We start from the raw sequence: 13,220 nt of genomic DNA on the forward strand, positions 1-13,220 counted from the left end.
CAGCCCGTTCTGTGCTCCGCGAGGAGACAAGCAAACATATCTTATAGGGGAGTCGGTGCAAGCCCGGCTCGAGGCCCCGGATTCTTTTCACCGTTTCGATGAAACGCTGAAAAACCTCCAGGTTTTGAGTGGTCGCGTTTTCGAAGCGCAGAATGGAACCACTCTGCCGAAACGCTCTAGCGCTCAGTATCGGTGGACTTCTTGAGCTTTTCGAGGCCAGCGAAAGGACCGGACGGTCCGTTGCCCAGATCAATGCCCAGAGAATCAAGGCTTTCATCGGGCAGGCGCGGATAGGGATCGATGGCCAGCGCCAGGGTTTCGATCATAAGCGCGCTGAGATCGACTTCGGGACCGTCGATATGATCAGGAAAATCATCGTCTTCGAGGTCGATGAAGAGTTCCGAGCCGGGGGTGGGCTTGTGGTGGCCATGCGGCTCGGGAAGGAAGACGCGATCGACGGGCTCATCGATCTTCTGGCCGACCGGCTCGAAGCTGACGACGGAGGGTTGGACGATCTCGGCCTTGAGCCGGCCCAGGGCCCGGATGCCGCCGCGCAGGGGCGAGACGACGAGCGTGGCCTCGAAACTGTCGACGGCGGTGAGCTTGAGCGCTTCGGCGAGGCGCGCGCGCGTTGGTTCGTCGAGCGTCACCTTGAGGTCACGGCCGGTAGCCGGCAGGCGGTCGATGCGCACGATGGCGTCGAAAAGGGGCGTATCAGCGCTCAAGCGGCGGCCTCGAAAGTCAGTGTACCCAGGGTAATGGCGGCTGGTGGCTGGCTGGCGAGAAAGCCATCCTGGGCCATCAGATAGGTCGAAAGCGCGCTCACCTGCGGCGTGATCTCGCCCATATAGATATTGCGTGCCAGGACCTGTTCAAGAGAGACGGCGTCGCTGCGGTCCATGGCTTCGTTCATGGCGGCGAGCAGGCCGAAGAAGATATTGCCCATTTTCTGGATGCGCTTGGGCACGCCGAGGTCGCCGACACCCATTTCGCGCAGCGAGCGGTCCATGTCCTTGAAGAAGAGATCAAACACGGCCTGGCTGAATTCCTTCTGCGAACCGGTCTCGGCGCGCAGGCGGCGAAACAGCAGCGCCATATGCAGGCTGATCATGTCGAAACGGCCGGTCACCGTGTCCGGAACACCCCAATCGGCGTAGAAAACCGGCTGCCGGGATTGCGCCACAATGGCGTTATAGACGGCGTAAACCGGTTCGGTGGCAGTATCCTTGCGGAACAGAGACAGGATCATGGGCTCGCGCTCAGCATCTGGATCGGCCTTTTGGGGTGGCAAACAGGCCCACCGTACCATTGCCAGCTTGCCAGACCGACAAGTTGGCAGCTACACATTCCGGCGGCTACAAGGGCCGCCGCCTTGTTGTCGAGCCTATAGTCGAGAGCCATCGGGAAAGTCAAATTCATGCACCTGCGCAATGCCTCCGGTAAACTCGTGCCGATCGCCGCTGTCACCATGATGGCAATGGCCCTCGCCGCCTGTACCAGCAGCACGTCGCTGATCACCTCGCGCACGCAGGGCTACCAGATTTCCGATAGCGCCCAGGCCCAGATTCGCACCGGGCAGAGCCAGGAACTGGTGCAACTGGTGCTGGGTTCACCGCAGTCGACCAATACGTTCGGTGACGAGTCGGCCTGGTATTATGTCGAGACCAAGGTGCGCCAGACGGCGTTCGGCCTGACCATGAACGACTCGCGCACCGTGCTGGTGGTGTATTTCGACAAGAACAAGAAGGTCGCCGACAAGGCCGTCTACGGGTTGCAGGACGGCAAGACCGTCGCCATCGAGTCGCGCCGCACGCCCTCCTATGGCGAAGACCGCAGCTTTGTGGATTCGATCCTCAGCAGCTTCTGATTTCTGGCGCGAGCCAAAGAAAAAGCCCCGGTTTTGCCGGGGCTTTTTTGTATCTGAGGCTTATTTGGTGCCGGCGAGGTCGGTGCCGGCTTCGCGGGCGATGGCGTCGAGCGCGGCGTTGACGAGGCCGGTGGCGTCGTCTTCGTAAAAGGCTTTGGCGACATCGACATATTCGGTGATGACGACGCGCGGGGGAATATCCTTGCGGCGCAGCAGCTCGAAGGCGGCGGCGCGCAGAATGGCGCGGAGCGTCGCATCGACGCGTTCCACCGGCCAGCCGTCGGCCAGGGCACGGTCGACGGCGGGGTCGATGGCGATCTGGTGCTTGGTGACGCCGGTGACGATCTGCTTGAAGAAATCGGCGTCGGCGGGGAGATATTGCTCGCCCTCGATCTCGCGGCCGAGGTGGTAGGTGCCGAATTGGGCCAGCGTGTCTTCCAGCGTCGCGCGACCGATATCCATCTGGTAGAGCGCCTGGACGGCGGCAAAACGGGCCGCGCCGCGCTGGTTGGCGGGGCGTTCGGCTTGGGGATCGCGTTTGGGGGCGTCGGCCATCGGTACTTTCATTCCATCATGCGGTTGGGGCACCGCGCTGCCGCATGCGGCACCGCAACCCCTTAATCGTCCGGAAGCCGAACATCAACTCAAACTGGCGGCAGGATACGCGTGTAGCGCTGCAAGGTGTCTTCGCCGAGGCGCTGGCGCTCGATCTCCACAAGGCCGGCGGCGCCCAGGAGATCGGCCAGCGGCCCATCTGGAGAGGCCAGAGTGCCGCCCTCCCCGCGCCTGGCCGTGGTGGTCAGCAGCGAGACACCATCGACCAGATCGGCTTCGAGCATCGCGGCAAGGAGGCGCTGGCCAGGCTCGACGAGCAGGTTCTGCACCTTGCGGGCACCCAAGGCCTTGAGCGTCTCGCGCAGGTCGGGGCGACCATTGTCGCCGGCGACGCGGATGGTTTCGACCGAGACGGGCGCGTCGACGGCGACGTCGGTTTGCGCAATGATTGCAGTGCGATGGCCGGAGAAGCCACCAATCAGATTCATCCGACGATCAACGCCCGTGGCGCCCGAAAGCACCACGCGGAGCGGCGTGCGGCGTTCAAGGCCCGGCAGGCGGACCGTGAGGTCGGGATCGGCCTTGGCCGTGGCTGCGCCGACGAGAATGGCGTCGGAGCGGCTGCGCAGCATGTCGAGCCAGTTGCGGCCCAGGGTGCCGGGCTGGGCGAGATCGATCCGGCCATCGGCGGAGACCACCAAGGCAATGTTCACCATAGGGCGCGAATCTGTGTGGCGCAGGACGCGGCCGGCATAGAGCGCGATGCTGGGAGCGTGCTGGGCGACGACTACCTCGACGCCCGCCGATTGCAGATGGGCGACCGAGCCCTTTGACCATGGATCGAGTGCGCCGATGACGACGCGCATGATTCCCGAACGGATGATGGCATCGGCGCAGGGTGGCGTGCGATCCCAGCCATTGCAGGGCTCGAGCGTCACATAGAGCGTGCGACCGGCGGCTTCGAAGCCGGCAGCGGCAATGGCTTGCGCCTCGGCATGTGAGCGCCCGGCCCTTGCCGTCACGGCGCGGGCGATCAGCGTCTGCTCGATTTGATCGACGATAAGGGCGGCTACCGCGGGGTTGTCGGCCGTAGTGCCCTGGAAAGGCGCAGCATAACGGGCCGCGGCATCGAGCCAGCGGCGGTCTTCGGGCGTGAGGTCGGTCACTCGTCGTCCCGCACGGAGCCTTGCCCTTCGGCCAGTTCGGTGAGGAAGCTGCGGAAGTCGTCAGCCGCGGAGAAATTCTTGTAGACCGAGGCGAAGCGCACGAAGGCTACGTCATCGAGGCCCTTGAGGCCATCCATGACATATTCGCCGATCTGGTCGGAGGTGACTTCCACATCGCCCAGGCTTTCGAGCTGGCGGACGATGCCGGAGATCATGCGCTCGATGCGGTCGGTTTCGACCGAGCGCTTGCGCAGCGCGGTGTAGACCGAACGGGCGAGCTTTTCGCGGTCGAAGGGGACCTTGCGGCCGCTCTTCTTGACCACAGTCAGCTCGCGCAGCTGCACGCGCTCGAAAGTGGTGAAGCGGCCGCCGCATCCGTTACAGACGCGGCGACGGCGAATGGCGCCGGAATCCTCGGTCGGCCGGCTGTCCTTGACCTGCGTGTCGTCGTTACCGCAATAGGGACAGCGCATGGAAAGACCTTAGTTGGCGTAGATCGGGAAACGGTCGGTGAGGGTCTTCACCTTGGCGCGGACGGCAGCTTCCACCGCGCCGTTATTGTCATCGCCGTTTTCCTTGAGTCCGTCGAGCACTTCGATGATGAGTTCACCGATGAGCTTGAATTCGGCCTCGCCGAAGCCGCGCGAGGTGCCGGCCGGGGTGCCCAGGCGAATGCCCGAGGTAATGGCCGGCTTTTCCGGATCGAAGGGTACGGCATTCTTGTTGCAGGTGATATGCGCGCGTTCGAGCGCCTGCTCGGTTGCCTTGCCGGTCAGGCCCTTGGGACGCAGGTCGACCAGCATCAGATGGTTGTCGGTGCCCTTGGAGACGATATCGACGCCGCCCTTCACCAGGGTTTCGGCCAGGACCTTGGCATTGGCCACGACCTGGGCCGCATAGGTCTTGAACTCGGGCTGCAGCGCTTCCTTGAAGGCCACGGCCTTGGCGGCGATGACATGCATCAGCGGACCACCCTGGATGCCCGGGAAAATGGCCGAATTGATCTTCTTGGCGATGTCGTCGTCATTGGTGAGGATCAGGCCGCCGCGCGGGCCGCGCAGGGTCTTATGGGTTGTGGTGGTTGCCACGTGGGCATGCGGGAATGGGCTCGGATACTGGCCGCCAGCAACGAGACCGGCAACATGGGCCATGTCAACGAAGAGGATGGCACCGACTTCATCGGCGATGGCGCGGAATTCGGCCCAGTCCATGACGCGCGAATAGGCCGAAAAACCAGCCACGATCATCTTGGGCTTGTGCTCGCGGGCGAGCTGGCGCACCTGGTCCATGTCGACGAGGCCGTCCTGCTTGCGCAGGCCATACTGGATGGCGTTGAACCACTTGCCGGACTGGTTGGGCTTGGCGCCATGGGTCAGGTGACCGCCGGCGTCGAGCGACATGCCCAGGATGGTATCGCCGGGCTGGATCAGCGCCTGATAGACACCCTGGTTGGCCTGGGAGCCCGAATTTGGCTGCACATTGGCATGGGCGACGCCGAAGAGCTGCTTGGCGCGCTCTATGGCGAGGCTTTCAGCAACGTCGACATACTGGCAGCCGCCATAGTAGCGCTTGCCGGGATAGCCTTCGGCATATTTGTTGGTCAGCACCGAACCCTGAGCTTCGAGAACGGCTTGCGAGACGATGTTCTCGGAAGCAATGAGCTCGATTTCGTCCTGCTGGCGGGTGCGCTCATTGCTGATCGCCTGGGCCAGTTCCGGGTCGGTCTGGGCAACGGAGTTGGTGAAGAAGTTCGGAAACAGCGAGGCAGTGTTGGCAGTGGTCATGGCAAGATTACCTCGCTAGCGACGAAGGATGGTGGCGTGGCCTTAACATGCCGCGACGGGCGATTCCAAGGCCGTGGGAATGGTGCTGTGAACATGGGGCTCCCCTGGTTGCGAATGGGTGCCCAGGCGAGCGGCAGGGATAAGGTTCGCGTTTCCCGATGGTGTCCCATCTCTTCTCGCCAGTCGCGCGAACCCACCCGTTATGCCGCAGAACGGGGCGGAGGAAAAGAGCCAAGCTGGGTAAATTCGACGCGCGACGAGCAACTGTAAGGCTCTGCGCGGCATTGAAGCAGCACACACGTTGTTTGCAGGAGCAATGAGATGAACATCCTTCGCGCAGGCGTCATCGGCGCCGCCCTCACCTCGGCCATGGCCGTGTCCGCCGTCGCACCCGCCCAGGCGCAGGGTGTCACCTTCAGCTATGGCCAGCGCGCCCAGGTCATCGAGACCTATTGCGACCGCTATCCGAATGACTACGACTGCCGCGGCTATTATGGCGGTCGCTGGACCGATCGGGATTACGACCGGTTCTATTCATCACGCCGTGACCGGATCGATCCCATTGCCTCGGGCCTGTTCGGCCTGGCTTTCGGCGCGATCCTTGGGGGCGCACTCGCCAATAGCAACAACAGTGGCGGTGGCGATCGGGTGATTGGCCGTGTGACCGGAGATGGCTATAGCGGCCATGTGGCGGCTTGCTATGCCCGCTATCGGTCCTATGACGAAGAGACCGATACGTTCATGGGCTATGACGGCATCCGCCGCCGCTGCAACCTCTAACCCTCTGCGTGGTCGCGCTTTCGAACCGCAAGAGTGGTAGCCACTTTTGCTGAAAGCGCTCCTGTCAGAACAGCTTGCGAGGCGCCTCGGCTGGCGTCTCGCTGAGCTTCTTGCGCAGCTTGTTCAGCGCCATCTGCTGCATCTGGTATTTGCTGGCCGTGACCGGCGTGATGACGATGACTTCGATGGCCGTGGCAACGTCGATGGCGGCGACCCGCATCTGCTGGCCCACCTGAACAAACTCGAAATAGACTTCACCGTCGGCCATCACACGCCCCCTGCCCGGTCATGTTAGCAAGATTCTGTGCCGCCCAAAAGCAAACGCCCTCCGGATGGAGGGCGTTGCGGTGTTGACGGTATATCCTGGGTGCTCGTGCCATTCGGCCAAAGGCCTCATGGCCTTGAGACCTAAATTCGCGCCACCGGGGCGAATTTTACGGTCTCAAGCCTGTTCGAACGTCACCTTGCCCTGCTCGTCGAACTTGTAGACGTCGTCGCGGAAGCTGACGGTGCCCTGGCGGTTGGCCCAAGCGGTGATGTAGGTCGTGTGCAGCGGCACGCGGGCCTTGCACTCGACGTCGAGTCGCTGCAGCGACTCGAAGGTCGTGTCGACCTTGGTCTGGTCCCAATCGCCATTGTCGCGCAGCAGCCAGTTGACCAGGGCGTTGACGCCATCGACGCGAACGCAGCCCGAGGAGTGGAAACGGGCGTTTTCGCCGAACAGCGCCTTGGTCGGCGTATCGTGCAGGTAGCAATCGTAGGGATTGTAGAAGTTGATCTTGCAATGGCCCATGGAGTTGGCGGCGCCAGGCTCCTGGCGATACATGTAGCCGACTTCACGATCGCTGATATTGGCCCAGTTGATGGTTGCGGGATCGACCTTGTTGGAGCCGTCGTAGATGAAAATATTCTGCTCGGCCAGGTAGTTGGGGTTTTCCTGCATGTATTTGGTCAGGTCCTGACGGACCAGGGACTTGGGCACATGCCAATAGGGGTTGAAGTTGATCTGGCTGACCTGGGAGGCCATGATCGGGGTGGCGCGCTCGACGCGACCCACAACCGCGGTGTGGCGCTGCTCGACCATGCCGTCATTGACCGCTTCGATGGTAGCGGCCGGGATATTCACCACGACATAGCGCGGGTTGAGATTGGCGGCCATGTTCTGGACGCGCGTGAAGTTCAGATAAAGCTGCTGCAGGCGCGTGGCGGCCGGCACGTTCATGGCGTACCAGGTTGGCTCATCGATCTGGCCATTGGTGATCAGGCCATGGCGCGCCTGGAAGGTGCGGACGCCGCGATCGGTGGCTTCGTCGAACAGGTCATTGATATTGGGCACCAGCGCCATGTCGCCCGACGAAATCAGGCGGCGCTTGAGCTGGATGACTGCCGCGCCGGACTTGCCGATATTGAGGCGGAAGGCTTCCTGGGGGATTTCTTCCCAGCCGCCATTGGCGACAAAGGGCTCGTACTGAGAAATCGCCAGCTGCAGATTGTGCTGCGTATCGTATGACAGGATCGGCTCATTGGTCGCGATCAGCGCCTCGGCCGCCGCGATATTGCTATCCTTGTCGACGTTCCGCAGCACATTGCCGCGATTCATCATGTCGAAAATGGACTCCTGCCCGCGCGCCAACGCCGGCATCGCCAGGGAAGCGCCGGCCACAGCCGTGTACTTCAGCAAGGAACGTCTATCCAACCGCATCTATCCACCCGAAAGTTCTGGCCCCATGCCGGGGATCCAGGAATTAGCATCGCGTCCCGCAGCTCACAACGCGCCTCAAACGCATGTGAACTTCAACACTTCAACAACCATGAATAAGCGGGAAATGGTTTCAAACCATCGTAACGATGCCATTTACGCTGATTTGCGGCGCAAATGTGAACGCCGGCCCAAAGGACCGGCGTTTGCTTTCGGATGTGGCGCAGCCGCAACAGATACGCCGCTATTCCGGGACTTAGAGCTTGTAGAGGATCTGGTCGACCCAGAAGCGCTCGAGACGGGCGAGAGCCTTGTTGAGGCCGTCGAATTCGTCGTCGCCCAGGCCGCCGACCTTGTCGATCGACTTGAGGTGACGGTCATAGAGCTCGTCGATGACTTCAGCCACTTCCTCGCCCTTGGGGGTCAGCTTGATGCGGACCGAGCGACGGTCGGAACGAGAGCGTTCCTGGAAGATATAGCCGGTTTCGACCAGCTTCTTCAGATTATAGGAGACGTTGGAGCCAAGGTAGTAACCGCGGCTACGCAGTTCACCGGCGGTCAGCTCGGCGTCGCCGATGTTGAACATCAGCAGGGCCTGAACCGGGTTGATGTCGTCCCAACCCATACGGTCGAACTCGTCCTTGATCAGGTCGAGGAGCCGGCGATGAAGGCGCTCTACACGGGAAACAGCTTCCAGATAAAGCGGCTTCAGGCTCTGGGGACGTTCCGGGACCATTGCCTCGGCTGCGTTGGATTTGATTGCCATTTGTGCCTCACTGTTTTGCAGTCTGTGCGATTTTTCGCATCTCATGAGGCCAAACTACGGCGTGCGGACTAAGATCGCCCTAAGCAGCGTGATTAAGAGCATCTTACTGGAATGCAATGAGAATTTGCCTTTATTCTTCGTTACACCAGTGCATAAATCTGTAACCTTACGCGGGCGTAAACTGCTGGGGTCGCCCGGTTTCAGTCGACGGCGCGGGCGCGCTCGAGGCGGATCGATAAAATGAAGATCAAAAGGATCGAGGCCAGCAGCACCAGCCGAACGGCAAAGCCGAGGGCCGACATGCGCACGTCCGGATTGCCGAAAAGATAGAGGCCGAGTTCGACCGCCGTGGCGCTGATCAGCAGCACCGCACCCCAGCTCGCCTTGATCCACAGACCCACCGCCGCGAAGAGCCGCGCGAGGCTGAAGATGCCGAGCAGGACGAAGCCGGTCATGCCCATGGTGGCGACCGGGCTGACGGCGCCGAGGCCAACGCCAAGCAGGCGCGCCGCGTCGTTGAGGCCGAGCAGCAGGCTGATGATGGCAACGATGCGGATATAGATGCCGATAGGCTGGGCGTTGAAATCCATGCCGGGTTTCTAGCTGGAGCCAAGGGCTGCGACAAGCCAGACCTTGGATGCAACCCGGCCCGCTGCTACACCACGCGGCAACAAGGAGCCCTTCATGACCGAGACCTGGCACAAGCACGACATGGAATTCCTCGGCGGTCGCCGGCTGCGCCGCACGCGCCGCACGGAATGGAGCCGGGCCATGGTGCGCGAGAGCGTGCTCACCCCGGCCGACCTGATCTGGCCGCTGTTCGTGATCGAGGGGCAGAACGAGCGCACGCAGATCCGCACCATGCCGGGCGTCGAACGGCTGAGCGTCGATCTCTGTGTCGAAGCCGCCAAAGCGGCGCGCGATGCCGGCATTCCGGCACTGGCGCTGTTTCCCAATACGCCGGACCATTTGCGCAGCAGCAATGGTGCCGAGGCCTATAATCCGGACAATCTGATGTGCCGGGCGCTAAGCGCGATCAAGAGCGCCGTGCCGGAAGTTGGTCTCATTGCCGATGTGGCGCTGGATGAATATTCGAGCGATGGCCAGGACGGGCTGGTGCGCGACGGCGAAATCCTCAATGACGAAACCATCGCGGTGATGATCAAGTCGGCGCTGGTGCAGGCAAAGGCGGGTGCCGATATCATTGCGCCGTCGGACATGATGGATGGCCGCGTGGGGGCGATCCGCGAGGCGCTGGATGGCGAGGGTTTTGATCCCGTCCAGGTCATGGCCTATGCGGCCAAATATGCGTCTTTCTATTATGGTCCGTTCCGCGAGGCGGTGGGCACCGGCAGTCGCCTCGTGGGCGACAAGCGCACCTATCAGATGGACTATGCCAATTCGGACGAGGCTTTGCGCGAGATCGAGCAGGACATTGCCGAGGGCGCCGACAGCATCATGGTCAAGCCCGGGCTGCCCTATCTCGATATCGTCCGGCGGGCGAAGGACAATTTCAACATCCCGATCTACGCCTATCAGGTGAGCGGGGAATACGCGATGATCGAGATGGCGGCCGCGGCCGGGGCGATCAACCGCGAGGGCGCGATCATCGAGAGCCTTCATGCCTTCAAGCGGGCGGGCGCCAATGGCGTGCTCACCTATTTTGCGCTGGAAGTGGCGCGCAAGCTCGGGGCGTAGGCCGAGCACATTTTTGTAACCGCAGGTCTTGCGCGCCGGGCGGGACATAACAATGTTTGAGGCATGTACCAGACCGAGACTGTCCGACCCGCCCTGCCCGATCCGGAAACCGCACCCGAGCTGTTCGAGGGGGTGCTCACGCGCCGGGTGAGCGCCTTCATCATCGACGTGGTGATCATGGGCGCGATGATCCTGGGCTTCAGCCTCGTAGGACTGGTTGCGGGCCTGCTGACCTTTGGCCTCGCCTGGCTGGCGCTGGTGTTTGTCGTGCCGGTGACGATTCTGCTCTATTACACGGCCACTCTGGGCTCGAGCCGCCGGGCGACGGTGGGCATGCAGTTCATGGACATCGTGCTGACGCCGACGCGCGGGCAGCCGCTCGATGGCTGGATGGCGATCATCCATGCCGCGATCTTTTGGCTGACGACCTGGATTTCGTGGCCGATTTCGCTGCTGTTTGCGCTGTTTACGCCGCGCCGGCAGATGATCCACGATCTCGTGGTCGGCACGCTGATGGTGCGCCGCTCGCCCATGGTGCGGCACTGGCGCGGCCAGAGTGACCGCGGCTATTGACAAGGTTGCGGCCCGTGGCCGGGGAGCGTACACTCCCCGGATCGTAGCCAAGGGTCCTGGATGACCGACCAGACGCCGGAAACCACGCAGCTCTTTCTGACTGCCGCCATGCCATGCCCCTATTTGCCGGGGCGGCAGGAGCGCAAGCTGTTCACCCATTTGTCGGGCCGACGCGCGTCGAGCCTGCACCATCTGCTGAGCGAGAATGGTTTCCGCCGCAGCCAGAACCTGATCTATCGCCCGGCCTGCGAGGGCTGCAATGCCTGCCAGTCGGTGCGCATCGTGGCCAATGAATTCCAGCCTTCCGGCCGTTTCCGCCGCGTGCTGCGCAATAATGACGACCTCTCCATCGAGGTGCGTCCGACTACGGCGACCAGCGAGCAATATGACCTGTTCAAGCGCTATCTGGAGTCGCGCCATGCCGGCGGCGGCATGAACCAGATGAGTTTCGTCGACTATGAATATATGGTCGAGGATACGCCGGTGCAGTCGGTGCTGGTGGAATACCGGTTGCGCAATCATCCAGACCAGACGCTGATCGCCGTGGCGCTGACCGATGTGATGCCCGATGGGCTGTCCATGGTCTATTCCTTCTACGACCCCGACCTGGCGCATCGGAGCCTTGGGACCTTTCTCATTCTCGATCATATCGCGCAGGTGCGGTCAGCGGCGCTGAACTATGTCTACCTCGGCTATTGGGTGAAGGAATCGCCCAAGATGGCCTACAAGGCGCTCTATCGGCCGCTCGAGGTGCAGCGCGGGACGCTCGGCTGGTGCAGGATGCCCGAGCAGGGATAGCGTCTCGGGTTGCCGCGGCCTTGGTTGCGCCATAAGTCTCGGCCAGATCGCCTCACTCTTTTTCCTCCCCGAGCCTGCCCATGTCCTTTCTTTTCAAGCTGATCCGGCTGGGCTTTGTTCTGGGCGCCCTGGGCGTGGTGACGCTGTCGGTGCTGGCATTGTTCGGCTTTGCCGTGCCGGTGTTCGATCTGTTCAACCACGCGCAGATCTTCCTGCTGCCCGGGACGCTCGTGGCGCTGCCGATCCTGGCGGTCACCCTGCGCGGCTGGTGGCGCAGTGCGGCGCTGATCTTTGGCTTTGTCGGCTTTGCCGCTTCGGCCAATGTCATGCTGCCCGAGACATTTGCCGCCATGCAGCCGCGTCCGGCGGCGCCGGCGAGCGGCACGGTGCGGATGATGACGCATAACCTTTTCGGCATGAATTACGAGATGGAAAAGGTCACCGGCGCCATTCTGGCCGAGGATCCCGACATCATCGTCTTCCAGGAGTATTTCGGCGAGCAGTCGACGGATCTGCACCCGCTGCTGGTGAGCCGCTATCCCTATTTCGTGCATTGTCGGGGCGGCAAGCGGGCGAACCTGGGCCTATATTCGCGCATTCCCTTCGAGCAGGAGATGGATGGCGCCTGCCCGGACAATGCCTATGGCACGGCGCGCACCGCCCATATCATCGCCAAGTTCGCCGAGCCGGACGGCGACCAGTTCACCGTCATCACCACCCATATGGACTGGCCGATCCCGGTTTCGCGTCAGCATGAGCAGCTGGGCGCGCTGTCAGAAGTGCTGGATACGATCGAGGGTCCGGTGATCCTGGCCGGCGACTTCAACTCGACGGCCTGGTCCTACGCGCTGCGCGATTTCGTCTCGCGCAATGGGCTGGTGCGGGAAACGCTCAACATGCTGACCTTCCCGATGAGCTGGTATTATCTGGGCGCCTGGCGCGACACCCTGCCCTTCCTGCCGCTGGACCATGTGATGACGCGCGGCGGGGTGGTGGTGCATGACATCCGCACCGGACGACCGACGGCGAGCGATCACCTGCCGGTCGTGTTTGATTTTTCTATACAATGACCGGTGCACGCCCTCGTGGTTCGAGGCTCGCAAGAGCTCGCACCTCACCATGAGGGCTACTGCGAGCTCTATATATCAACAGCCCTCATGGTGAGATGCTTTGCATTGCAAAGCCTCGAACCACGAGGGCGTGGCACTATTTTTCGACCTTGAGATCAAAGACGATCAGCCCGTCTCTCCCGCCTTCGAGGGCGGCGACCAGGCGGGCGCCAGCGGCCTTGTGGGCAGGGTCGGCAAGGTAGCGATCCCTCGCGGCTTCGTCCGCGAGGTCCATGATGAAACCGTCGTTGAACCCCTGTGCCAGGCCCTCGGGCGACACGTTGGGGCCAAAGTCGGCGGAGATCAGGCCGTCGACCTGGCCAACCAGCGCGGCGAGGCCGGCGTAAATCTCGGCCCGCTCATCCTTGCTGACGCCGGAGCGGAATTTTACGAAGACGCAGTGACGGATCATTTTTTCGGCCTCC

The 13,220-nt window shown here is 62.3% G+C and carries 17 protein-coding genes and 1 riboswitch; of the genes, 6 read left to right on the forward strand and 11 right to left on the reverse strand.

All coding sequences use genetic code 11. The features are described 5' to 3' along the window. Window positions 1-176: 176 nt before the first annotated feature. Complete coding sequence (locus P0Y65_09670; GenBank protein WEK06486.1) at window positions 177-725, reverse strand: DUF177 domain-containing protein; 549 nt, start codon at window positions 723-725, stop codon at window positions 177-179. Beyond that, window positions 722-1,249 carry a ubiquinol-cytochrome C chaperone family protein gene (locus P0Y65_09675; GenBank protein ID WEK06487.1) on the reverse strand — a complete coding sequence of 176 codons (528 nt, stop codon included), beginning with the start codon at window positions 1,247-1,249 and terminating at the stop codon, window positions 722-724. Before P0Y65_09675 ends, P0Y65_09670 begins: the two co-directional genes overlap by 4 nt. A 168-nt stretch (window positions 1,250-1,417) precedes the next feature. On the opposite strand from P0Y65_09675, the gene bamE reads away from it, so the two are divergent. Continuing rightward, complete coding sequence (gene bamE / locus P0Y65_09680) at window positions 1,418-1,867, forward strand: outer membrane protein assembly factor BamE (protein ID WEK06488.1); 450 nt, start codon at window positions 1,418-1,420, stop codon at window positions 1,865-1,867. Window positions 1,868-1,927: 60 nt separating this feature from the next. On the opposite strand, the gene nusB is transcribed toward bamE, so the two are convergent. The 4 genes from nusB to P0Y65_09700 all read right to left on the reverse strand — a co-directional run bounded on the left by nusB (window position 1,928) and on the right by P0Y65_09700 (window position 5,372). Continuing rightward, window positions 1,928-2,422 carry a transcription antitermination factor NusB gene (gene nusB, locus P0Y65_09685; protein WEK06489.1) on the reverse strand — a complete coding sequence of 165 codons (495 nt, stop codon included), beginning with the start codon at window positions 2,420-2,422 and terminating at the stop codon, window positions 1,928-1,930. Window positions 2,423-2,511: 89 nt separating this feature from the next. Then, window positions 2,512-3,588: a bifunctional diaminohydroxyphosphoribosylaminopyrimidine deaminase/5-amino-6-(5-phosphoribosylamino)uracil reductase RibD gene (ribD, locus tag P0Y65_09690; GenBank protein ID WEK06490.1), complete on the reverse strand. Its 1,077-nt coding sequence runs from the start codon at window positions 3,586-3,588 to the stop codon at window positions 2,512-2,514. Further along, a complete protein-coding gene (gene nrdR, locus P0Y65_09695) occupies window positions 3,585-4,061 on the reverse strand; it encodes a transcriptional regulator NrdR (GenBank protein WEK06491.1) in 477 nt (158 codons plus the stop codon). The genes ribD and nrdR overlap by 4 nt, the downstream gene beginning before the upstream one ends. Window positions 4,062-4,070: 9 nt before the next feature. Then, the gene (locus tag P0Y65_09700; GenBank protein WEK06492.1) at window positions 4,071-5,372 is read right to left on the reverse strand and encodes a serine hydroxymethyltransferase; all 1,302 of its coding nucleotides are present in this window, start codon (window positions 5,370-5,372) and stop codon (window positions 4,071-4,073) included. A gap of 113 nt (window positions 5,373-5,485) precedes the next feature. Continuing rightward, window positions 5,486-5,569, reverse strand: a riboswitch (ZMP/ZTP riboswitch). A gap of 124 nt (window positions 5,570-5,693) precedes the next feature. On the opposite strand from P0Y65_09700, the gene P0Y65_09705 reads away from it, so the two are divergent. After that, entirely contained in the window at window positions 5,694-6,152 is a 459-nt protein-coding gene (locus tag P0Y65_09705) for a BA14K family protein (GenBank protein WEK06493.1), read from the forward strand. Window positions 6,153-6,216: 64 nt separating this feature from the next. On the opposite strand, the gene P0Y65_09710 is transcribed toward P0Y65_09705, so the two are convergent. The 4 genes from P0Y65_09710 to P0Y65_09725 all read right to left on the reverse strand — a co-directional run bounded on the left by P0Y65_09710 (window position 6,217) and on the right by P0Y65_09725 (window position 9,207). Beyond that, window positions 6,217-6,420, reverse strand: coding sequence for a serine hydroxymethyltransferase (locus P0Y65_09710; protein ID WEK06494.1), 204 nt, complete (start codon window positions 6,418-6,420; stop codon window positions 6,217-6,219). A 174-nt stretch (window positions 6,421-6,594) separates the two neighbouring features. Continuing rightward, window positions 6,595-7,833: a L,D-transpeptidase family protein gene (locus P0Y65_09715; GenBank protein ID WEK06495.1), complete on the reverse strand. Its 1,239-nt coding sequence runs from the start codon at window positions 7,831-7,833 to the stop codon at window positions 6,595-6,597. Between the two features lie 274 nt (window positions 7,834-8,107). Continuing rightward, window positions 8,108-8,617, reverse strand: a complete 510-nt coding sequence (locus P0Y65_09720; GenBank protein ID WEK06496.1) for a MarR family winged helix-turn-helix transcriptional regulator — start codon at window positions 8,615-8,617, stop codon at window positions 8,108-8,110. Window positions 8,618-8,817: 200 nt separating this feature from the next. Next, a complete protein-coding gene (locus tag P0Y65_09725; GenBank protein ID WEK06497.1) occupies window positions 8,818-9,207 on the reverse strand; it encodes a hypothetical protein in 390 nt (129 codons plus the stop codon). A gap of 94 nt (window positions 9,208-9,301) precedes the next feature. Between P0Y65_09725 and hemB the strand changes: the two genes are divergently transcribed. The 4 genes from hemB (at window position 9,302) to P0Y65_09745 (ending at window position 12,756) form a co-directional block, all read left to right on the forward strand. Continuing rightward, the gene (gene hemB, locus P0Y65_09730) at window positions 9,302-10,315 is read left to right on the forward strand and encodes a porphobilinogen synthase (GenBank protein ID WEK06498.1); all 1,014 of its coding nucleotides are present in this window, start codon (window positions 9,302-9,304) and stop codon (window positions 10,313-10,315) included. A 63-nt stretch (window positions 10,316-10,378) separates the two neighbouring features. Beyond that, window positions 10,379-10,888, forward strand: coding sequence for an RDD family protein (locus P0Y65_09735; protein ID WEK06499.1), 510 nt, complete (start codon window positions 10,379-10,381; stop codon window positions 10,886-10,888). Between the two features lie 60 nt (window positions 10,889-10,948). Then, on the forward strand, window positions 10,949-11,686 hold the full coding sequence (locus tag P0Y65_09740; protein WEK06500.1) for an arginyltransferase: 738 nt from the start codon (window positions 10,949-10,951) through the stop codon (window positions 11,684-11,686). A gap of 80 nt (window positions 11,687-11,766) precedes the next feature. Next, window positions 11,767-12,756 carry an endonuclease/exonuclease/phosphatase family protein gene (locus tag P0Y65_09745; GenBank protein WEK06501.1) on the forward strand — a complete coding sequence of 330 codons (990 nt, stop codon included), beginning with the start codon at window positions 11,767-11,769 and terminating at the stop codon, window positions 12,754-12,756. A gap of 136 nt (window positions 12,757-12,892) precedes the next feature. Here P0Y65_09745 and P0Y65_09750 read toward each other — a convergent pair whose 3' ends face one another. After that, entirely contained in the window at window positions 12,893-13,207 is a 315-nt protein-coding gene (locus tag P0Y65_09750) for a Dabb family protein (GenBank protein WEK06502.1), read from the reverse strand. Between the last annotated feature and the right edge of the window lie 13 nt (window positions 13,208-13,220).

This window comes from Candidatus Devosia phytovorans (genome assembly GCA_029202405.1).
Taxonomy (GTDB): Bacteria; Pseudomonadota; Alphaproteobacteria; order Rhizobiales; family Devosiaceae; genus Devosia; species Devosia phytovorans.

Bases quoted from the DNA above. Each gene is read 5' to 3' on its own strand.
- P0Y65_09675 (WEK06487.1), bottom strand. From the start codon at position 1,249: ATGATCCTGTCTCTGTTCCGCAAGGATACTGCCACCGAACCGGTTTAC.
- bamE (WEK06488.1), top strand. From the start codon at position 1,418: ATGCACCTGCGCAATGCCTCCGGTAAACTCGTGCCGATCGCCGCTGTC.
- nusB (WEK06489.1), bottom strand. From the start codon at position 2,422: ATGGCCGACGCCCCCAAACGCGATCCCCAAGCCGAACGCCCCGCCAAC.
- nrdR (WEK06491.1), bottom strand. From the start codon at position 4,061: ATGCGCTGTCCCTATTGCGGTAACGACGACACGCAGGTCAAGGACAGC.
- P0Y65_09700 (WEK06492.1), bottom strand. From the start codon at position 5,372: ATGACCACTGCCAACACTGCCTCGCTGTTTCCGAACTTCTTCACCAAC.
- P0Y65_09705 (WEK06493.1), top strand. From the start codon at position 5,694: ATGAACATCCTTCGCGCAGGCGTCATCGGCGCCGCCCTCACCTCGGCC.
- P0Y65_09710 (WEK06494.1), bottom strand. From the start codon at position 6,420: ATGGCCGACGGTGAAGTCTATTTCGAGTTTGTTCAGGTGGGCCAGCAG.
- P0Y65_09720 (WEK06496.1), bottom strand. From the start codon at position 8,617: ATGGCAATCAAATCCAACGCAGCCGAGGCAATGGTCCCGGAACGTCCC.
- P0Y65_09725 (WEK06497.1), bottom strand. From the start codon at position 9,207: ATGGATTTCAACGCCCAGCCTATCGGCATCTATATCCGCATCGTTGCC.
- hemB (WEK06498.1), top strand. From the start codon at position 9,302: ATGACCGAGACCTGGCACAAGCACGACATGGAATTCCTCGGCGGTCGC.
- P0Y65_09735 (WEK06499.1), top strand. From the start codon at position 10,379: ATGTACCAGACCGAGACTGTCCGACCCGCCCTGCCCGATCCGGAAACC.
- P0Y65_09740 (WEK06500.1), top strand. From the start codon at position 10,949: ATGACCGACCAGACGCCGGAAACCACGCAGCTCTTTCTGACTGCCGCC.
- P0Y65_09745 (WEK06501.1), top strand. From the start codon at position 11,767: ATGTCCTTTCTTTTCAAGCTGATCCGGCTGGGCTTTGTTCTGGGCGCC.
- P0Y65_09750 (WEK06502.1), bottom strand. From the start codon at position 13,207: ATGATCCGTCACTGCGTCTTCGTAAAATTCCGCTCCGGCGTCAGCAAG.